Source organism: Pigmentiphaga aceris, from assembly GCF_008119665.1.
GTDB lineage: Bacteria > Pseudomonadota > Gammaproteobacteria > Burkholderiales > Burkholderiaceae_B > Pigmentiphaga > Pigmentiphaga aceris.
Genome location: NZ_CP043046.1, coordinates 6114136 through 6134794, shown reverse-complemented (window position 1 = coordinate 6134794; position 20659 = coordinate 6114136). Strand labels below are relative to the sequence as shown.

Sequence of the window (20659 nt, the reverse complement as noted above, 5' to 3'; positions counted from 1 at the left end):
GATGTTGAGTATTCAGACGATCAGGCAGGCGTAGACGTAGGCGCAGCTTGATTGCGGCGCGCCGTCACCGTGCAACCGATCGACGCCACGATGATGCTGGCGATTGCCAGCCATTGGGTGCGGGTCAGGTGTTCGCTGAGCATCACCACGCCAGTCAGCGCGCCGATTGCCGGTTCCATGCTGAGCAAGATGCCGTAGGTTTTTCGCGGCAGGCGTTTCAGGGCCACCATCTCGAGCGAGAAGGGCAACGCGGCCGACAGGATGGCCACCGCCAGGCCCGCTACCAGCAATGACGGGTTCAGCAGACTCGTCCCGGCCGTGGCCACCCCGAACGGCAACACCACCAGCGCCGCCACCGTGATGCCCAGTGACGTCGCCTGGCCACCGTGGGTGTTGCCCGCAAGTTTGCCGAGCAGGATGTAGGCCACCCAGAACACCCCGGCGGCCAAGGCGTACGCCACACCCACCGGATCGAGATTGGTGGCGGCATCGCCAATCGGCAGCAGCAAACCCAGCCCGCACAGCGCAAAGCCGATCCACACGAAGTCGATCAGGCGACGCGACAGGATCACAGCCAGCGTCAGCGGACCGGAAAATTCGAGCGCAATCGCCAAACCAATCGGAATGGTCTGCAGAGACAGGTAGAAGCACAGGTTCATCACGCCCAGCACCACGCCATAACCCACGATGGCGATGGCATCGCGCTTGGCCAGCGGCATGCGCCAGGGCCGCCAGATCGCCAACAGGATCAGGGATGCGCCGACCAGTCGGTAGGTCGTGGTGCCCTGGGCTCCCACCAGCGGAAACAGGGTCTTGCCGAACGAGGAGCCGATGCACAGGCACACCATCGACGAGATCAGTGCAACAAAGGCGATGGCGGTGGCGCGGGAGGCGTGGGGCACGGATGAAACAGAGGTGGCGGCAGTCATGCATTGCGACAGGGCAAGGCCCGTACGCCCAAAAAGAGCTCAAAAAAAGCCCGAAAAAGATGTCCCCAGACTGGGGCTGCAAGTGTACGGGACAGGTGGCTGCCGCCGGGATCAGCTGTGCATGGTCAGGGAAAACCTGGGATTTCCAGCTTGTGCATAAGCGCTGGGAATCGAGTTGTGCACAGCCTGTTGATGATCAGGGACAAATCCGACGATTTTCCGGCTGGGGAAAACTTGTTCATTTTGCGGCTACACCACCGGACCAGAGTTCTCCACAGTCAAAATTTCGATCTAAGTTGTTGATAACGCTAAGTTTTTGGTCCGAGTTGAAGTTACCCACAGACTCCTATTACCTACTACTATTTATGTAGATAGTTATCTACATAAGAACCCTTCAAGAGAAATTTGCGCCTGACGGCGCAGAACTTCCCGTTTTTCTGCTGTGGACTACGTAAAACTCGACTGCGTTCTTTCTTCAACCTGCTTTCTCAACCCAGACTTCTTGGCGCAACTGCCAAGTCCTGCCACATCTCTCCGTGGCAAGTGAAGATCAGGATCTGGTGACGTTCACCGGCATCGAACAAGGCACGTTTCATCAGGGCACGCCGTGATTCATCGGCATGTACCAAGGCATCGTCCAAAATCAGCAGCGTTGGTCGTCCTGCTTCCTGTAATAAATCGGCATAGGCCAGACGGACCAGCACCCCAAGCTGTTCTTGCGTACCGAAACTCAGGCTTCGCAGCAGGTCTTCGTTGTCACCCCGTTGCAAGCCGGTTGGCATCAGGCTGTCGTCCAGACGCAGGGCAGCATTCGGGAAAAGCAGATGCAGGTAGTGGTTCAAGCGCCTGGCCAAAGGTGCTTGCAGACGTTGAGTCGCGGCATCTCGCTGCGTGCGCAGCAGATCGACGAGCAGATCCAGCGCCAGGGCACGCCGCGAAAATTCGTCGCGCCTGCGTTGCAGGCGCTCGACATCGGCAGCGGCTTGCGCCAGGTTTTCGCCCACGCCCTGACTGCCCGCCTGATCCAGACGACCTTGTAATTGCAGGATCGATGCGTGTCTGGCTTCGTGGGTTTCCCGGGCAATGCGCGCCGATTGCTCGAAGCGCTTCATGTCCTGTTCGATCAGCGCAGGCTGATGGGCTGCAATCGCGGCTTCGGCGGCTTGCACACGGGACTGCAGATCGTCGCGTGCTGCACGCGCCAAGACCAGACGACTGCCACGCTGTGCACGGGCGTCCAGGTTGCTGGGTTGTTCACGCACTGAACGACGCGCATCCAGTTGCGACCGCAGCAGTTGTGCCTGGGCGTGGACCTGATCGAAGGCACGCTGCGCCTGCGTCACGGCTTTTTGCGCGTGGATCAAGGCGGTTTGGGCTTCTCGCTGAGCGGCCGTGATCTCGGGCAAGGACAGCGATGACGGGGCTTCGGCAAGTACCGGCAAGGCCTGCGCGCGTGCAGTCAATTGGGTGATGCGCGCACGGTTTTCCTGGATCGATGCGAGCAAGGCATCGAGCCCGTCGGGTGCATGGATGGCCAGTTCCTTGCGCGCAGCCTGTGCATCGCGCCGTGCCCGTTCACCGCTCATTGCGCGGGCATCGGCTGCGGCCAGATCGGCCACACCAAGCTTTTCCAGCAACAAAGTCTGTTCACGCTGCAGGCTTGCGATTTCCAACCGCAGTGTCGGCAGATCGGCACCACCGGGGGCAATCTGGAAACGGCCGATACCGGCAATCGCAAGCAGCGTTTCCGCGCTCAGTTGCCGCTCGCCAGTGCCTTGCAGGCTCACGCCATCCAGACTGACGTCCGTGGTGTTTGCCGAGTCCAGATGGAAAGACAGGCGTGTCGCCCCTGCGCTTTGTCGGGATTGCAGGGGGGCAAGCTGCTGGCTGCCGGTGCGCAATGCCGTCAGCTGTGCGGAATCAAGATGATTGGCCTGCACCTGGGCATCGAATTCGGCAATGCGCTGGGTGAGCACCTGAGCTTCGCGGTGTGCCGTCTCCAGACGCCCCAGTTCGCGCTCGGCCCGGACGATCTGGTCGGACAGGTCTCGCCGCTCGGATTCGGCCTGTGCTGCCTCCAGAAGCGCCGTGGCGGCGTTTGCAGCCTCGGTACGGCCTGCGACCGAGGTCTCGGTACGCTGACGCGTCTCCTGGGCCTGGGTGACCGCCTGGTCGGCCTTTTCAAGCTCGCGCGCCAGCGCAGCGACTTCGTCTTCGTCCTGCTGGTCGCGTGCAACCTGTTCCTGCAGCAGTGTCAGGGTCTGTGCGGCCTGCAGCGATTCACGTTTCAAGGCGTCGGCGGCATCCTGGTCACGACGGATGGTGGCCAGCTTGTCACGTGCCTGTGCCGCCTGTTTTTCCAGCTCGGTCCAGGGCTGGGCCTGGCGTGCTTTTTCGTGGGTGTCGCGCAGTTGCGCCAGCTGGTCTACATCGGTATCCAGGCGGGTTTTTTCTGCCAGCAATGTGCTTTGTCTGGCCATCGCTTCGGCCAAGGCATCTTCCGCCGCTTTGTACTCGCCTTTGGGACGGTTGCTGCGGGCATCACGCAGGGCGGCGCGCGCCTCGACGGCACGGTCGAACACGCGGTCGCTGTCACCCGTGACCAGCTCGCCCGACAACTGACTGAGCGCATCGCGCAGATGGGAACCGGCGTAGGCGGCCGGTTCCAACAGGTTCTGTCCCTCGCCTTGCTGTATCCACAAGAGGCCGGGCACACCACTGTGTTCGGCTTTGCTCTGTCCTTTGCTGGCGAACTCGAAACCCAGTAGTTCAGCCAGCGCGTCTTCTGCCTGTTCGCCTTCCAGTCGCTGGGCACCGCCGTCGATCAGCAGTTCACAACGGGCCTTGGTCAGAAAGGATTTACGCAGTTCGTATTCGCGGGCACCGACGCGGAATTGCACGGTGACGGTGGGGCGGGCACCGCTGCTGTTCCAGGGGGCGAAGTCTTCGACTTTCGAGGTCTTGAAACGCTGAAGAAACGCACCGCGCAGGGCAGCGGCAATGGTGCTTTTGCCGGCTTCGTTCGGACCGACAAAAAGATTGAGCCCAGGCTGCAATCCATCGAGCGCAAAGGGGGCGCGGAAGCGGCGGAATTCTTCGAGTGCGATGCGGTCGAGTTTCATGCGGTTTTGGTCCATGCGGTCCTGACTCATTTCCCGGCCTCCTTCGCAGGCGCATCCACAGTCAGTTCACGTTGATAACGAACCAGCAGACCGAGTGCTTCGCGAGCCAGGTCCGCCTTGGCGGGGTCTTCCTGCAAGACCCGCAACTGCTGCAGCACATCGGAGACATAACCCTGCGCGCCGAGCGTGACCAGATCATGTTCGTCCGGCTCCAGCACCATGGCCGTCACATCGCTGCGCAGCGATCGCACCCGTGCCGAGGCATCGGCCAGGCAGGCATCCAGCCGATCTCGCGTGGCGAGATTGACGTGTCCGCCCACCTCGATCTGCAACACGTCCTGCGGACCTAGTTGCGCCAAGCGTTGGGCGAGTTCATCGACATCGCTGGGCACCGAGATATGCACCGACCAGGACGACCAGACATAACGGCCGATCTGGTGACGGGTCACGGCGGGCACTGCGCCCACCGCATCAATGGCGACTTCCAGCACGAAGCCCGGTTCGTTGCCGCGAAAGCGGTCCTGTTCCGGCGTGCCGGCGTACCAGGTGTTGGCGTCGATCTGCAGGCAGCCATGCCAGTCGCCCAGCGCCAGGTAGTCCAGACGTGCCCGGCTGGCCCTGTCTGCGGCAATCGAGTTGGTCGAATCGATGGTGTCGGGCAGGCGGCCGGTCACGCTGCCATGGGCAATGCCGATGCGAAGGTGGTCGTCCGGACTTTCCAGCCGGTCGAAGGCGTCGGTCACATCGTCGTAGGTATGACGCTGGGTCAGCGGGGCGGCGAGCACGGCTGCGCGCAGGTCCGGCAGCACCAGCAGGCCGTTCGGTCGATGGACATTGGCGGGTACGCAGCCCAGTTGCGCGGCGCGAGTCCACACGCTGTCGGCCAGCGCGGCGTCGTGGTTGCCCGCAATCATGATCCACGGGCCGGCAAACGGTGCGAGCGCTGCAAACAGGCGGCGAATGGTCCGGTCCGACACCGCCTGGGTGTCGAACACATCACCGGCGACCAGCACGGCATCGACCTGGCGGGATGCCGCCAGCTGGGCAATCCGGCCAACGGTGTCGATTCGGGCATCGGCCAGCACCGCGCCGTCTTCGACATCGAACTGACCGTAGTGGCGACCAATCTGCCAATCGGCGGTGTGGATAAAACGAAGCATGCAGATCCTGGAGCAATGGCGGCCACGACACGTGGACAAGCCGAAAAGTTGGGGCTGTGGATGACGGCGAAATGTTGAAGTTATCCGCAGTTCTGGTGCAAAAACTTATCAACACGCCTGTGGACAACGTGAGGGAAAAGAACTTGTGCACAGCCTGTTGATAATTTCTGGATAAGGCTGCTTATTTGTTCTGTGGAAAAAGTTGTTCATTTTCCAGATACACTACAGGTTCATACTTTTCCACGCCAAAAAAATCGCGCAGGTTGTTGATAAATAAAGATAAAGTGAAGAACTTCGAGTTATCCACAGACACCTATTACCTACTACTATCAAGATAGATAGTAATGTGTATAACAACCTTCCTAGCTGCGACGACGCGTCCCTCCGGGACTTGCTGAAGACCAAAGGCAAGGATTCCTGGCAATGCAGGGATCACGTCTTGGCGATGCAAAGGGGATTGCCGACTTGAAGACATGCAGAACAGGCATGTGGAACAAGCCGTGCAAAACGGACGTGCAAGGGGATGGGAAACTGATGCGCTGGTACCTGCCGGGCTCACCAGGCAGATTCACAGTGGATAAACCGTGAACAAGTCGAAGGAAATCGACGGTGTACAAGCCCTGGTCTGCAAGACAAGGGTGAGAAGGCTCAGGAAGCGCTCAGCGGGCCGTCACGGCATTTGGGGCTCTTGTGCCCACCCTGGGGTGGTCCAGACGCTTGTAGTGGCATCAGGAAGCGCTGCTGACGCTCTGGCTGAGGGGAAGTCAGACGAGCGCGTCTGATCCTGCGAGCAAGGCTCACATCGCCATTTACTGAAAACCGTGTTTTGAACGAAAAAAGACCACGGTGCGGCAATCAGCCGCAGCGTGGTCTTTTATGCCGGTGTGATTCAGCGCAATCGCAAATCACACCGGTCCTACACGGGGTTCTGGCCAATCACACCCGTTGCAGGCGTTCCAGTGCGGTGTCGAGCGTGGCGTCCTGCTTGGCGAAGCAGAAGCGAACCATCTGACGGTTGGAAGAGGGCGCATCCGGTTTGCCGTAGAACGCTGCAATCGGGATGACGGCCACGCCGTGCTCAGTCGTCAGCCATTTGGCAAACTCGGCTTCCGGCACGTCGGAAATCGCCGAGTAATCTGCCAGCAGGAAGAACGTGCCCGGGCTGGGCAGCGGACGGAAACGGGTTTTCTTCAAGCCTTCGAACAGGCGGTCGCGCTTGGCCTGGTAGAACGTGGGCAGATTCAGGTAGGGCAGGGGGTCTTTCAGATATTCCGCCACCGCAAACTGCATGGGGGACGAGACGGTGAACACCATGAACTGGTGAACCTTGCGCAATTCCACCGTGAGCGCCGCTGGTGCGCAGCAATAGCCCAGTTTCCATCCAGTGATGTGGAAAGTCTTGCCGAACGAACCGATCAGGATGGAACGGGCCGCCAGGGCAGGGCGACGTGCAATCGACGCATGCAGCACGCCGTCGAACACGATGTGTTCGTAGGCTTCGTCCGACAGCAGAATCACACCGGTATCCGACACGATCTTTTCCAGCGCATCCAGATCGGCGTCGTTCAATACCGCGCCGGTGGGGTTGTGCGGGAAGTTGATCAGCAGCAGACGGGTGCGCGAGGTGATGGCCGCACGCACGCGATCCCATTCCACCCGGTAATACGGGTCGTCCGTCTGGGGCGTACGCAGCGGCACGGGTACCGGTGTGCCGCCAGCCAGGCGAATGGCAGGCACGTAGCTGTCGTAGCAGGGCTCCAGCACCACGACCTCATCGCCAGGGTGCACAGTGGCCATGATTGCCGTCATCAGCGCCTGGGTGGCACCGCTGGTGACCGTGATATCGGTATCCGGGTGGTAGGCGTGGCCGTAAAGCGTTTCGATCTTGTCGGCGATGGCTTGGCGCAAGGGGGCGACGCCCGGCATGAACGGATATTGGTTATGACCCGCCTTCATCGCTTCGTCGACCAGCGCGATCAGGCGCGAATCCGGATTGAAGTCAGGAAATCCCTGTCCGAGATTAATCGCTTGGCGTTCGGTCGCCAGGCGGCTCATGACAGTGAAAATGGTGGTGCCGACATCCGGCAGCTTGGAAAGGACCATGGTTGGCAACTTGGTAACTGTTCAGGCAGAGGTGCCAGTCTAGCCCACGCGATGATGGTTCAAATGGGCTGCCGGACCCCCGTTCAATACCCGCATATCCAAGCCCCACGTGACTTTAAGGGTTTTCCCGATACGTATTGCGAATTACTAACAATTTCATTGGCAAAGGTTTGATTCGTCTGTTTTGCGCGGGTATGCTGCATTTCGCAGTTGAATTCCAGTAGTGCGCAAGTCCCGTCTGCCTTATGCGGAGGCTTTCCGCATTCCAGTTGGTGTCGGCGTTCTTGGTTTCAGTGCACTTTTCTTTATTTAAAGGACGCCACCCATGGCACAGAAGGGCAAGGTTAAATGGTTCAACGCCGACAAGGGCTTCGGTTTCATTACTCCCGATGCCGGCGGACCTGACGTTTTTGCACACTTTTCCGCCATTACCGGCCGCGGCTATCGCAGCCTGACGGAAGGTCAGGAAGTGGAATACGAAGTCAAGGACGGCCCGAAAGGCCCCCAGGCATCGGACATCAAGCCGCTTTGAGCGCGGTGTCCTGTCAGACCTGATATCGGCGCTTGTCCCGCCGATAAACAAAACGCCCCGCTGATGCGGGGCGTTTTATTTTGGTTTTTATACACGTTCCAGGCTGGTCGGGATCAGCGATTTACATATTCTGATGCGGCCAGCGTTTCAGCACATCGGGATTGGCCACGTGTTCCGGTCGACCTTCTGCCCAAGCCAGGATCGTGCCGAATGCCTGACGGAAGTAGGACTCATAACTGTCCTGCTCGACATAACCAATATGCGGCGTGCAGATCACGTTTTCCATGCGCAGGAACGGGTGGCCTTGCAAAATGGGTTCGGACTCAAACACGTCGATGGCAGCCAGACCCGGTTTGCCCCGGTTGAGGGCAGCCACCAATGCATCGGGTTCGATCAATTCGGCACGCGCGGTATTGACCAGAAGCGCAGTGGGTTTCATCCGCAGCAGATCTTCCTGCGTCACGCTGCCACGCGTTTCGTCATTCAGGCGCAGGTTCAAACTGAGCACGTCTGCCGTTTCGAACAGGGCCGATTTGCTGGTGGCAAATTCGTGACCATCTTGTTGTGCGCGTTCCCGTGACCCTTCGCGGCCCCATACCAGGACCTTCATGCCGAAGGCGGTGGCGTAGGTGGCCAGGCGCTGGCCGATCTTTCCATAGCCCAGAATGCCCAGCGTGCGGCCATGCAGCGTCTGGCCCAGGCCGAAATTGGCCGGCATCGACGCGGCCTTCATGCCCGGTTGCTGCCAGGCGCCGTGCTTGAGCGCAGCCACGTGCTGGGGAATGCGGCGCAAGGCCGCCATGATCAGTGCCCAGGTCAGTTCCGAGGCGGCAATCGGGGATCCTTTGCCCTCAGTCACGATGACGCCACGCGCGGTGCAGGCGTCCAGATCGATATGCGGACCGACGCGTGCAGTCTGCGCGATCAGCTTCAGTTTCGGCAGCTTTTCCAGCAGCAGGCGAGTAATGGCCGTGCGTTCACGGATCAGCACCAGGACTTCGGTATCTCGCAGTCGTACCGACAACTGGCCAATACCTTTGACGGTGTTGTTGAACACCTTCACTTCATGGCCTTCCAGCATGCTGAAGCAGTCCAGTTTACGGACTGCATCCTGGTAGTCGTCGAGGATAGTGATATTCATGAACGCGGACTCATACGTCGATGTTTAAAGTGAGCGGATACTATCATCGCAAGCATTGCCTGGCCGCTGCTGTTGCGAACGCTTGCCAAGCGCCCGCGCCTGGTTACAGCCTACACGTCCATGATGCCAATTGATAGACGGTGAGTTTCCTTGCTCAGCCGCCATTTTTTCGGGAGGCCGGGACATGAACAGAATCTGGATAGCAGGTGTATTGCTGAGCGCAGGCTGCATAGCAGGTGCTCAGGCTGCCGATGTGGTCGATACGGCAGCAGCAACGGGTCAGGCGCGCACCATGGTGGAGGCCGCTCAGTCAGTGGGATTGTCTGACACCTTGCGCAAGGCCGGGCCATATACGGTGTTTGCACCGACTGACGAGGCGTGGGCGCAATTGCCTGCCAATACGGTCGAGCAGTTGCTGGCTGACAAGGCCTTGTTGGCCGAGGTGTTGAAGTACCACGTGGTGCCGGGGGTCTTGCATGCGGATGACTTGAAGCAGGGCAATCTGAAGACGGTGCAGGGGCAGACGCTGGCGATGGTGAACGGGCCACAGGGTTGGCAGATTGACGGTGCGTCGGTGGTCAAGGCAGATGTGGAAGCCGATAACGGTGTGGTCTATTTGATCGACAAGGTGATTTTCCCCAAGTGATCCGGCTGCGCCGGGTTGGGGAATTGAAGGTGGCTTGCGTGCTAGCATGCGGCGCAATCTGGCGGCCTTGGCTGACGAGTGCTGAGGTGGTTTAGCGATGAACGTGGGTGCTTTCAGGTAGCGAATTCGGGTATTGAATTCAGGTATCCCCGGATACGCACGCAAGCATTCCGTTAAGCATCCAGTTAAGCACTCAGGCAAACATTTTTGTCGGTAAGGAAGCGCGGTCTCGATCAGAGGCCGCGTTTTTTTTCGCCTTGATTATTCATCTGCGGTTCTTCTTCTACCCGACTTTTTGCGCTGGTTTTGCTATGGACTTATCGAGCACGCAATGGCTCATGTTGGCTTGTGCCGCTTTTATGGCGGGTTATATCGATTCGATTGTGGGTGGGGGAGGGCTGATTCAAGTCCCGGCCATTTTCTCGATTTTTCCACGTGAAGCACCGGCGACCTTGTTGGGGACCAGCAAACTGGCGGGCATCATTGGGACCGGTTCGGCGGCATGGCGATACGCTCGTTCGACGCGGGTGCCGTGGCGCACGGCGTTGCCGGCAGCGTGTGCGGCTTTCTTTTGCGCATTCTGGGGCGCATGGTCGGTGACGCGAATTCCGCCTGAGACGGTGCGGCCGATTTTGCCTTTTGTGTTGATGGCGGTGTTTGTCTATACCTTGGCGAAGAAGGATTTGGGCAGTGTGCATGCGCCGAAGTTTGATGGTCGGCGAGAGTTGTTCATGGCCTTGCTGATGGGTGGGGCGATTGGGTTTTACGACGGTTTGTTCGGGCCTGGCACGGGCAGTTTTCTGCTGTTTATGTTTGTGCGCTTTTTCGGGTTTGATTTTCTGTCTGGGTCGGTGTCGGCCAAAATCGTTAACGTGGCGTGTAATGCGGCGGCACTATTGTGGTTTGGTGCGGATGGCCATGTGTGGTGGGCGGTGGGTGCGGTGATGGCGGTGTTCAATCTGGCGGGTTCGCAGATTGGCAGTCGGATGGCGCTTAAGCATGGAACGGGGTTTGTTCGGCGGCTGTTTTTGGTTGTTGTCTCGGCGCTGATTGTTAAGTCTATGTATGACGCTTTTTTCCGATGATTGCTGAGGTTGTCGCACTGCAGCAATTTGGGGTGGTGGCAGTTTTTTGGTGATGGTGTAGCTGTGCTTTAGTCAGTCGCGGGTGGTGGGGCCGGCTCGTCTGCCCCGCTTGACCTTGGCGTCGGGTCTCCGCCCTCCACCTTGTCCAGAAGGGCAGCCGACCCGGCCCCACCACCCACGCCTTCAGGCTTTCTTGGTTAGCTGCGCATGCCGCCTTTGGGCGGTTTTTGTTCTTCTGGCTGCTTGGTGCTGGACTTGGTTCTCGGCATTTATTGGCCACCATTCTTGATCGCCACGCGGCTGGCCTCGGGGGATTGGCTGGCTAGGTCGCCACGAAGCGACGCCTCCGGCTCGCAATTCGGTAGGTTCTTCAGCAGCCTTTTACAGCAATGCCACTCAAGGAAATTTGCGCGCTTGCTTGGTGGTGGGGTGACACCGAAGCGGGTGGCCGCCGCGTCACGGCATGCGGAGAAGGGTGGCGGCAAACGTGGTGGGGGCGGCTAAGCGTGAGAGTTGAAAGCCTAATGTGAACGTCGATTGCTAACGTGAAATTGAGGAACGCTTGGTAGGTTGAGCATGCTGACAATCGAACGAGACAGACCCATTGCTCGGACTGCACGACGTTCTGCCAGCAGCAGCTCGCTGCCAAAAACGTATCCGTCAGGGTACGTCCGTACTCAAGCTGCCGCTCGGCCCGCTTACGCTCAAACCTGAAAAGCACAGATCGTCGACGCCCCGCCTTTTCGTCGCATTACCTGATGCGCGGCCACCCGCTTCCGTGTCACCCCACCACCAAGCAGGAGCGCGATCTTGTTGAGTGGCGCTGCTGCAAAAGGCCACTGATATACGGTCAGAAACGTGAGCCGCTGACTCGCTTCGTGGCGACCTGGACAGCTAATCCCGAAGGCCAGCCGCGTTGTGGCTAAGAACGGTGGCCACCAAATGCCGAGAACCGCATCCAGCACATGGCAGCCAGAAAATCACGGCACGCCCAAAGGCGGGATCAGCTTTTAACCAAACCGCTTTGAAGGCGTGGGTGTCGGGGGCGTGGCGGCTGCCCTTCTGGACGACGTGGAGGGCGGGAGACCCGACGCGTAGGTCTAGCGGGGCAGGCGACGCGCCCCCGACACCCGCGACTGGCTGCATGGCGCTACATAGCTCTACAAACCAGCCATAAAACACCAACCAAGAACCATGTATATCCGGCGCAAATCCAACAATGTTCCACGTGAAACATACCCGCCGCGCACGCAATCAACTCAGCACCAACACTGGAACAAAGCATCCCACTTCCAATGTTCCACGTGAAACATAGTCCCGTTAATCTTCGTGAAGGGACCAATCTCCAAACCTCAGTCAGCTTATCCAGACTGTTGTTTCACGTGGAACATCGATAGAAACAGCCCCTTGATGTAGACCTGACAGTACCGGCGGGCTCGCTTATCACTGCGTGCACTCCTATAATCTTTGGTTCTGGCCCATACAAGCGTCTACGTTTTTAACGTCAGATAAGCGCGTCGCGCGTCCTGCAGGTCTTCTTCTGGATTTCTCTCATGTTGTACCCAAGCGAATTCGACGTCATTGTCGTGGGCGGCGGTCACGCCGGCACCGAGGCAGCATTGGCCGCCGCGCGTTCCGGCAGCAAAACCCTGCTGCTCACCCATAACATCGAGACCCTGGGGCAGATGTCTTGCAATCCTTCCATTGGCGGGATCGGCAAAGGCCATCTTGTCAAAGAGATCGATGCCCTGGGCGGAGCGATGGCCATTGCCACCGATGAGGCCGGCATCCAGTTTCGTATCTTGAACGGATCGAAAGGCCCGGCAGTACGTGCCACGCGTGCTCAAGCAGATCGAATTATCTACAAGCAGTCGATTCGAAGCCGCTTGGAAAATCAGCCAAACCTGTGGCTCTTCCAGCAAGCTGTTGACGACCTGATGGTTGAAGGCAACAAGGTTGTCGGCGCAGTCACGCAGGTTGGTCTGCGCTTTCGCGCGCGCTCGGTGGTGGTCACGGCCGGTACCTTCCTGAACGGATTGATTCACGTGGGCCTGTCCCACTATCCGGCAGGCAGGGCAGGGGACCCGCCGGCGCAGTCCTTGGGCAAGCGACTGCAGGAACTTGCGTTGCCGCAAGGTCGGTTGAAAACCGGTACGCCGCCGCGTATCGATGGGCGCACCATCGATTTCAGCAAGCTTGCTGAACAACCCGGTGACCTGGACCCGGTGCCGGTGTTCTCGTATTTGGGCAATGCCGCGATGCATCCCAAACAAGTGCCGTGCTGGGTGACCCATACCAACGCCCGCACCCACGACATCATTCGTGCTGGTCTGGATCGGTCGCCGATGTACACCGGTGTGATCGAGGGCGTGGGGCCGCGTTACTGCCCGTCGATCGAAGACAAGATCCATCGCTTCGCGGACAAGGAATCGCACCAGATTTTCCTGGAGCCCGAAGGCCTGACCACCAACGAGTTTTATCCGAACGGTGTGTCGACCAGCTTGCCCTTCGATGTGCAGCTTGAGTTGATTCACTCGTTGCCCGGCCTGGAAAACGCATTCATCTTGCGTCCGGGTTATGCGATCGAATACGACTACTTCGACCCGCGTGGACTGACCTCGTCGCTGCAATCGCGCCAAATCGAAGGGCTGTTCTTCGCCGGCCAGATCAACGGCACCACAGGCTACGAAGAGGCGGCTGCCCAAGGTCTGCTGGCCGGCATCAACGCTGCCCGATTTGCACGCAATGACGAACCGTGGACACCGCGTCGCGATGAAGCGTATCTGGGCGTGATGGTAGATGACCTGATCACCCGGGGGGTGACCGAGCCGTATCGCATGTTCACTTCGCGCGCGGAATATCGCCTGAGCCTGCGGGAAGACAATGCCGATCTTCGTCTGACCGAAGTCGGACGCGAACTGGGCTTGGTCGATGACATCCGCTGGGATGCCTTCAACCGCAAGCGTGATGCCATCGAGCGGGAAGTGCAGCGCCTGCGCGCTACCTGGGTCAATCCGCGCATTTTGACGGCGGCCATTGCCGAACCCTTGCTGGGCAAGGCGATCGAGCGTGAATATTCCCTGTTCGATCTGCTCAAGCGCCCGAACGTGTCTTACGAGGCACTGATGGCTGCCCGCCTGGCCGATGACAGCTTGCTGGCTGGGCCGGGTGAAGCTGACCCCATCGTGGCCGAACAGATCGAAATCCAGGTCAAGTACGAAGGGTATATCGCACGTCAGTTGGATGAAGTGCAGAAACAGGCTGGCCACGAAAATCACCGCATCCCCGCCGATATCGACTACGACGCGGTGCGCAGCCTGTCCTTTGAAGTTCGCCAGAAACTCAAGACGCATTTGCCCGAAACGGTAGGCCAGGCCAGTCGCATCTCCGGCATGACGCCGGCTGCGATTTCACTGCTGCTGATTCATCTGAAACGTTTGCAATACGGACGCCGTGACACCACGGCAGCGGCATGATGGATACCACCCAGAACCCGACGACCGCACCTTTCAACGGCGCAGTATTTGCAGCCCAGCTTGAAACCGACGCAGCCAAACTGCGTCTTCCCTTGCGCCACGCACAGATCGACGCCTTGCTGAATTACATGGCGCTGATGATGCGCTGGAACGCAACCTACAACTTGACGGCAATCCGTGACCCGCAGCAGATGTTGCTGCATCACATTGTCGACAGCCTGACCGTGGTGCCGGAATTCGCACAACGTCTGCAAGGTGGTCCCGCCAGTTTCCTGGACGTCGGATCGGGCGGCGGCTTGCCGGGCGTGGTGCTGGCGATTGTCCAGCCCGAGTGGAAAGTGTGCTGCGTTGACGCGGTGGAAAAGAAGGTTGCCTTCGTCCGTCAGGTTGCCAGCGTCTTGAAGTTGCCTAACCTGAGCGCCGTGCATTCGCGGGTGGAAGCGATGCCGCTGGCCAATGCCGATATCGTTGTCTCGCGCGCCTTTGCGTCCTTGCAGGATTTCGCGGCACTGGCTGGCCGTCATGTCCGCCCGGGCGGGTTGTTGACGGCAATGAAAGGGCATCAGCCCGATGATGAAATGGCAGCCATCCGCGACCAGAAGCAGTGGGCGGTGGAAGGCGTGACCAACTTGTTCGTGCCGCGCCTGTCGGCGCAGCGCTGCATCGTCTGGATGAAGCGCACTGCGGACAACGAGGTGGCCTCATGACGACCTGGGTGCGCCGAGGTCTTGCCGCGCTGATCGTCAGCGTGTGCGCCAGCGCGACAGCGCAAGTTGCACCGCTGGAATCGATACCGACATTGGATGTGACGCGTTACATGGGCACCTGGTACGAAGTTGCCAATTACCCCAACCGGTTCCAGAAAGACTGCGTGCGTGACACCACGGCGACCTATCGCCTGATCGATGCGGAGCGCATCGAGGTCACCAATCAATGTACCCATGCCGACGGCAAGCAGGATGTAGCGGTCGGTCTGGCGCGACCAGCTGGTGCGCCGGCCCGCCTTGAGGTGCGGTTCGCGCCGGCATGGCTGTCGTGGCTGCCCATGGTGTGGGGAGACTACTGGGTGATTGCACTTGCGGATGATTATCGTTACGCAGTGGTGGGCACCCCGTCGCGCGAATACCTGTGGATACTGTCCCGCACGCCGAGCTTGGCTGCGGCCGATGAGCAGACCATTCTTGCTCAATTGCCCAGCCACGGCTACGACGCCTCGAAGCTGGTTCGCACGCCGCAGACCGCGCGCTGACCGGTCCGGCGGGCTGTGCTCGCCCGACCCTTTTTCTAGAAAGCAGATTCAAGCAGATGCCGATGGCAGACTCCCGTACTCAATCTTCCTCTGACGCTGGCACCGCGCCTGCAAAAAAATCCGCCAAGAAAACGGCGACGACGACGGCACGCGTGTTCTGCATCGCGAATCAGAAAGGCGGTGTCGGCAAGACCACCACGGCAGTCAATCTGGCTGCTGCGCTGGCCGAGCATGACAAACGTGTGCTGTTGGTTGACCTGGACCCGCAGGGCAATGCCACGATGGGAAGCGGCATCGACAAACGCAGCCTGAGCACCACCCTGTATCAGGTGCTGATCGGCGAGACCGATATTGCGACGGCACGGGTGCGTTCCGAGGCGGGTGGCTACGACGTGCTGCCTGCCAATCGAGAACTGGCGGGTGCCGAGCTGGATCTGGTCGAACTGGAAGCGCGCGAGAAGCAGTTGAAGACCGCGTTGGCCGAGGTGTCGAACAGCTACGACTTCGTGCTGATCGACTGCCCGCCGACTTTGTCCTTGCTGACGCTGAACGGACTGACCGCCGCCCATGGCGTGATCATTCCGATGCAGTGCGAGTACTTTGCACTGGAAGGTCTGTCGGACCTGGTGAACACGATCAAGCGGGTGCACGCCAACATCAACCCTGACCTGGCGATCATCGGTTTGTTGCGGGTGATGTTCGATCCGCGCGTCACCTTGCAGCAGCAGGTATCTGCGCAATTGGAAAACCACTTCGGTGACAAGGTCTTTTCCACGCTCATTCCGCGCAACGTGCGTTTGGCCGAAGCGCCTAGTTATGGACTGCCGGGTGTGGTGTTCGACAAGGCATCCAAGGGCGCACAGGCCTACCTGTCCTTTGGTGCAGAAATGATCACGCGTGTCGATTCGCTGTTCTGATTGCATATGCACTTGACGGTCTTCGATCCGACCACCATTGCGCCCGCGTTGCTGCGGGTCGAGGACCCATTGTCCTTGCGGATCGAGGAGAGTTTTCTGAACGCGACGGCAACGCGTGAACAGATGATGTACGACGGGTGGCTGATCCGTTGGAACAACGGCCACATGTTGCGCACGCGTTGTGTCAACGCGCTGGGTCCGGGGCAGGGCACGCTGGATGCCCGCCTTGGTTTCTGCGCGCGCTGGTATGCCCGGCATGGCATGAAGACCACAGTGCGGATTTCGCCGTTTTCCCAGCCGATAGAACTCGACGCAGCACTGGCGCTGCGTGGTTTCGAAGCCGTGGACGATCGGCGCATGATGGCGGCCGATCTGTCGCATCCACCTGAAATGCCTGACACCGGCCTGCATTTCGAGCTGGTCGATCGCGAACGATTCGCCCGCGAGATCGGCCGCCGGCTGGGGGTGCCAGAGCAATACAGCGAAAGCAACGTCGCCCAGCTATTGCAGCTGCCGATGGATGCGATGCCCTTGTTGGCCATGCATCGCCGACGTTGTGTGGGCGGCGTGCTGGTGGTGCTGGACGATACGCTGGCGGGCATCTACGACCTGGTGGTCGATCCCAATACCCGTGGGCTGGGAATCGGCCGAAGCCTGCTGGCATCGGCCATGGGGGCAGCGGTGGCGCACGGGGCACAACATGCCGTGTTGCAGGTGGCAGCCAGCAACACTCCCGCGCGCAACCTGTATTGCCAATATGGTTTTCAAGATCGCTTTGCGTACTGGTATCGCAGAGCGCCAGATAATTTTGCGGGCTGACACCCGCTCGACCGCGCGCATGACGCTGCGGCGCTTCACATGAATCACGAAACAGGTCTTATCGACATGGTCAAGAAAACCAAGGGACTCGGCCGCGGCCTCGATGCGTTGTTGGGCGAAGACGCACCCGGCGCACTCTCGCTGGTTGCCCGCGAGGTGGATACGAGTCCGTCGTCCTTGCCGGTCACGGTGCTGCAAGCAGGCAAATATCAGCCCCGTACCCGCATGGACGAAGGTGCGCTGGCCGAACTGGCGGACTCGATCCGCACCCAGGGCGTGATGCAGCCGCTGCTGGTGCGTCCGATCGGGGAAGGGCGCTACGAGATCATTGCCGGTGAGCGACGCTTCCGCGCTGCGCAACTGGCGGGGCTTGAAGAAGTACCGGTGATGGTCCGCGACGTGGCCGATGATCGCGCAGCGATCATGGCCTTGATCGAAAACCTGCAGCGTGAAGACCTGAACGCGCTGGAAGAGGCGCAAGGCGTGCAGCGGCTGATCCACGAATTCGGTCTGACTCACGAGCAGGCGGCGCAAGCCGTTGGCCGATCCCGGTCAGCCACCACGAACCTGTTGCGTCTGCTGAACCTGGCTGCACCGGTGCAGACCATGTTGCTGGCCGGCGATCTGGAGATGGGACATGCCCGCGCGCTGTTGGCTGTGGACGCAGCAGCACAGATTCAGCTGGCGAACCAGATCGTGGCACGCCGTCTGTCGGTTCGTGAGGCAGAAAAGTTGGTGGCCAAACTGCTTGCCGAAGGGGACGCACCCGTTCGCCGCAGCAAGGTCCAGGCGCGTGACGTGACGCGTTTGGAAGAGGCCCTGTCCGATCAGCTGGGCACGGAGGTCAAGCTCAAGCTTGGTGCGCGTGACAAAGGACAGATCGTGATTGCCTTCCACGGCTGGGAGCACCTGTCTTCGTTGCTGGAAAAGCAGGGACTGGGCAGCGCCATCGATAGCTGATCAAGCATCGAATTGTTGTAAAGCAAGCACTCACTACCGAATGGCTTGTGCGTGCTGCATTGCGACAAAAGACCACGAGCGGGCAAGGGGCGATATACTCGCCCCCCAACGCTGCACCATCGTGAGGCTTTTTCCCCTGGTTGTTACACAGGTGATTGATTCAAAAGCGCTTTTTACTTGCTGTCGTTTGCCTTACAGCTTGATATAAGGCTATACTCTTTGGGTTTGACGGCACCCTATTTTCTGCTGTGTTTGCGCGTGATAGGTGCGAGTTGGGCCGAGATGGTGGGTAGAACGGGCTTAGCAAGTCTTGAGCATAAGACTTGAGCAACAAGCACTGAGCCGTTGCCCCAAGCTGATCCCAACCTTGTCATGGCGCTACGAACGATGACGGCAGCGGGTGGAAGTTTCTGAACATCTATCCGCTGAGTGGTAGTGGAGTGGCAGTGCGCTGAATGTCAAAAAAGACCGGCAATATCCGAAATTCTCGTAAGACCAGTAGCAGCAAGACCGGCAATACCCGCACGGATGCGGGCGGCGCAGGCTCATCGGCCCGTACCACCCATCCAGGCAATGTAGTTGTGGGCAAATCTGCTGGCGGCAAGGGTGCCGGGAAAGATTTTCCTCGGAGTGCAGGCAGTTCCGGCAGCAATCGGGCGGCAAGACGCAGCAATGCGGGCGCACCGAAGCAAGGCTGGAAGACCTGGGAAGATGACGACGCGTTTGCCGGCGGCAGGCGCGGGAAAGACGAAATACAAGAACCCGTTGTACCGGTGTCGCCCGAAGTGGTGGCGCAATTGCGGCGGGAATCGCAGCAAAGTCTGGTGCGATCGGTGGCAGTGCAGTGGACGGTGTGTGTGGTCGTTGCGCTGATCGCGTTGTTGATCGGCGGCGTGAATGCCGGGTTATCGGGGTTGTTGGGCGCAGCTTGCGTGACGTTGCCGAATTCCCTGCTGGCTTTCAAGCTGCTGATGAATTCGCTGCGACCCGATGGCGGCAGCAGTACCACCGTCCTGGTGGGTGAGTTTGTGAAGATTGGCGCCGTCGTACTGCTCTTGGTACTGGTGGTGAAGTTGGGAGGCGCGCTGATTGTCTGGCCGGCATTGCTGGCAGGCTTGATCGCCGCTCTGAAAAGTTATTGGGTGATGCTGGCCTTGGACAGCATCCAGCGGAAAGGGCGTTAAGCCCCTTCCGGCCGAAAAATCTAGCTGGTCATTTTTAGGTAAGGGTCGCTTTTCACGATGGCTTCCTCCGAGCACGGCGCTTCGAACGCTTCTGAATACATCGTCCATCACCTTGGACACTTGAATAGCTCTGGTGCACCGCAGAAGTTGATCGCCGACTTCTCGATCATCAACTACGACACGCTGTTCTGGTCGATCACGTCCGGCGTGCTGGTCTGCTTCTTCCTGTGGCTGGCCGCGCGTCGCGCCCAGTCCGGCGTGCCTGGCAAGTTCCAGGCAGCCGTCGAAATCGTCGTCGAAATGGTCGACGAGCAGGCAAAAAGCATCGTTCTGAACGAAACCTCGCGCAAATTCGTCTCGCCGCTGGCCCTGACCGTGTTCCTCTGGATCATCGTCATGAACACGCTTGACTTGCTGCCGGTCGATCTGCCGGGCTGGATCATCCACGCCACCGGCCTGCACGAGACCATCGGTACCTATCACCGTATCGTCCCGACCGCCGACCTGAATGGCACGATCGGCATGTCCTTCGGCGTGCTGCTGCTGATGCTCTATTACGGCATGAAGATCCATACGCCTGGCGGTTTTGTGAAGGGGCTGTTCACGGCTCCCTTCCACGGGCACGGAATCGGTGCGGTGCTGCTGGCACCGGCCAACTTCCTGCTCAACCTTGTCGAGTACGCAGCGAAGACCGTTTCGCTGGGTATGCGGCTGTTCGGCAACATGTTTGCCGGCGAACTGATCTTCATGTTGATCGCCTTGCTGGGTGCTGCGTGGGCTACGACTGGAACCGGGATTGCTCTCGGCGCTGGTCACCTGGTCGCCGGTACGTTGTGGGCCATCTTCCACATTCTGGTCATCGTGCTCCAGGCCTTCATCTTCATGATGTTGACCCTGGTGTACATCGGCCAGTCGCATGAAGGTCACTGACCTGGACGGTTGCGCGGCAGGCTGGGCCCTTGGGTTCAAGCCTGCTCCGGGCACGCCGCGCTAAGTTATTGCTCTACAAGTTCTACCCTCCAAAATCCCAAGTTTTAATCTCTGAATCCAATCTAGGAGTTGTCATGACCAACGTCGCTTTCGTCGCTCTCGCTTGCGGTCTGATCATCGGTCTGGGTGCCATTGGCGCTTGCTTCGGTATCGCGATCGTCGGTGGCAAGTACATCGAAGCATCGGCACGCCAGCCTGAGCTGATGAACCCGCTGCAAACCAAGCTGTTCCTGTTGGCTGGCCTGATTGACGCCGCCTTCCTGATCGGTGTTGGTATCGCCATGCTGTTCGCGTTCGCAAACCCGTTCATCGAACCGCTCGCACGTTAATAGCCTCCTTCAAGATG

General features: G+C 59.5%; 17 protein-coding genes. 12 read left to right on the top strand and 5 right to left on the bottom strand.

Going from position 1 to position 20659, the window contains the following annotated elements; translation table 11 throughout:
* Positions 1–20 precede the first annotated feature (20 nt).
* The 4 genes from FXN63_RS26515 to FXN63_RS26500 all read right to left on the bottom strand — a co-directional run bounded on the left by FXN63_RS26515 (position 21) and on the right by FXN63_RS26500 (position 7314).
* A complete protein-coding gene (locus tag FXN63_RS26515) occupies positions 21–929 on the bottom strand; it encodes an EamA family transporter (protein WP_148818694.1) in 909 nt (302 codons plus the stop codon).
* A 488-nt stretch (positions 930–1417) separates the two neighbouring features.
* A complete protein-coding gene (locus tag FXN63_RS26510; protein ID WP_342791216.1) occupies positions 1418–4081 on the bottom strand; it encodes an AAA family ATPase in 2664 nt (887 codons plus the stop codon).
* Positions 4078–5211 carry a metallophosphoesterase family protein gene (locus FXN63_RS26505; RefSeq protein WP_148818692.1) on the bottom strand — a complete coding sequence of 378 codons (1134 nt, stop codon included), beginning with the start codon at positions 5209–5211 and terminating at the stop codon, positions 4078–4080. The genes FXN63_RS26510 and FXN63_RS26505 overlap by 4 nt, the downstream gene beginning before the upstream one ends.
* 936 nt (positions 5212–6147) lie before the next feature.
* Complete coding sequence (locus FXN63_RS26500) at positions 6148–7314, bottom strand: methionine aminotransferase (RefSeq protein ID WP_148818690.1); 1167 nt, start codon at positions 7312–7314, stop codon at positions 6148–6150.
* Between the two features lie 325 nt (positions 7315–7639).
* Between FXN63_RS26500 and FXN63_RS26495 the strand changes: the two genes are divergently transcribed.
* Positions 7640–7846, top strand: a complete 207-nt coding sequence (locus tag FXN63_RS26495; protein ID WP_148818688.1) for a cold-shock protein — start codon at positions 7640–7642, stop codon at positions 7844–7846.
* A 121-nt stretch (positions 7847–7967) separates the two neighbouring features.
* Here the strand turns inward: FXN63_RS26495 and FXN63_RS26490 are convergent, their stop codons facing one another.
* On the bottom strand, positions 7968–8987 hold the full coding sequence (locus FXN63_RS26490; protein WP_148818686.1) for a D-2-hydroxyacid dehydrogenase family protein: 1020 nt from the start codon (positions 8985–8987) through the stop codon (positions 7968–7970).
* Between the two features lie 184 nt (positions 8988–9171).
* Between FXN63_RS26490 and FXN63_RS26485 the strand changes: the two genes are divergently transcribed.
* The 11 genes from FXN63_RS26485 to atpE all read left to right on the top strand — a co-directional run bounded on the left by FXN63_RS26485 (position 9172) and on the right by atpE (position 20642).
* On the top strand, positions 9172–9633 hold the full coding sequence (locus FXN63_RS26485) for a fasciclin domain-containing protein (protein ID WP_148818684.1): 462 nt from the start codon (positions 9172–9174) through the stop codon (positions 9631–9633).
* A 311-nt stretch (positions 9634–9944) separates the two neighbouring features.
* Positions 9945–10718 (top strand): sulfite exporter TauE/SafE family protein, encoded by a 774-nt coding sequence (locus FXN63_RS26480; RefSeq protein WP_148819876.1) that lies wholly within the window; start codon positions 9945–9947, stop codon positions 10716–10718.
* 1553 nt (positions 10719–12271) lie between these two features.
* Positions 12272–14194 (top strand): tRNA uridine-5-carboxymethylaminomethyl(34) synthesis enzyme MnmG, encoded by a 1923-nt coding sequence (mnmG, locus tag FXN63_RS26475; RefSeq protein ID WP_148818683.1) that lies wholly within the window; start codon positions 12272–12274, stop codon positions 14192–14194.
* Entirely contained in the window at positions 14191–14901 is a 711-nt protein-coding gene (rsmG, locus tag FXN63_RS26470) for a 16S rRNA (guanine(527)-N(7))-methyltransferase RsmG (RefSeq protein WP_246164979.1), read from the top strand. Before mnmG ends, rsmG begins: the two co-directional genes overlap by 4 nt.
* Entirely contained in the window at positions 14898–15443 is a 546-nt protein-coding gene (locus FXN63_RS26465) for a lipocalin family protein (RefSeq protein WP_148818681.1), read from the top strand. Before rsmG ends, FXN63_RS26465 begins: the two co-directional genes overlap by 4 nt.
* A 62-nt stretch (positions 15444–15505) precedes the next feature.
* Positions 15506–16360, top strand: a complete 855-nt coding sequence (locus FXN63_RS26460) for a ParA family protein (protein WP_148818679.1) — start codon at positions 15506–15508, stop codon at positions 16358–16360.
* A 6-nt stretch (positions 16361–16366) separates the two neighbouring features.
* Complete coding sequence (locus tag FXN63_RS26455; protein WP_148818677.1) at positions 16367–17179, top strand: GNAT family N-acetyltransferase; 813 nt, start codon at positions 16367–16369, stop codon at positions 17177–17179.
* Positions 17180–17218: 39 nt separating this feature from the next.
* Positions 17219–18139: a ParB/RepB/Spo0J family partition protein gene (locus FXN63_RS26450; RefSeq protein WP_246164978.1), complete on the top strand. Its 921-nt coding sequence runs from the start codon at positions 17219–17221 to the stop codon at positions 18137–18139.
* 455 nt (positions 18140–18594) lie between these two features.
* On the top strand, positions 18595–19323 hold the full coding sequence (locus FXN63_RS26445; protein ID WP_148818675.1) for an ATP synthase subunit I: 729 nt from the start codon (positions 18595–18597) through the stop codon (positions 19321–19323).
* A gap of 57 nt (positions 19324–19380) precedes the next feature.
* The gene (gene atpB / locus FXN63_RS26440) at positions 19381–20253 is read left to right on the top strand and encodes a F0F1 ATP synthase subunit A (protein WP_148818673.1); all 873 of its coding nucleotides are present in this window, start codon (positions 19381–19383) and stop codon (positions 20251–20253) included.
* 134 nt (positions 20254–20387) lie between these two features.
* On the top strand, positions 20388–20642 hold the full coding sequence (gene atpE / locus FXN63_RS26435) for a F0F1 ATP synthase subunit C (protein ID WP_148818671.1): 255 nt from the start codon (positions 20388–20390) through the stop codon (positions 20640–20642).
* Positions 20643–20659: the final 17 nt, after the last annotated feature.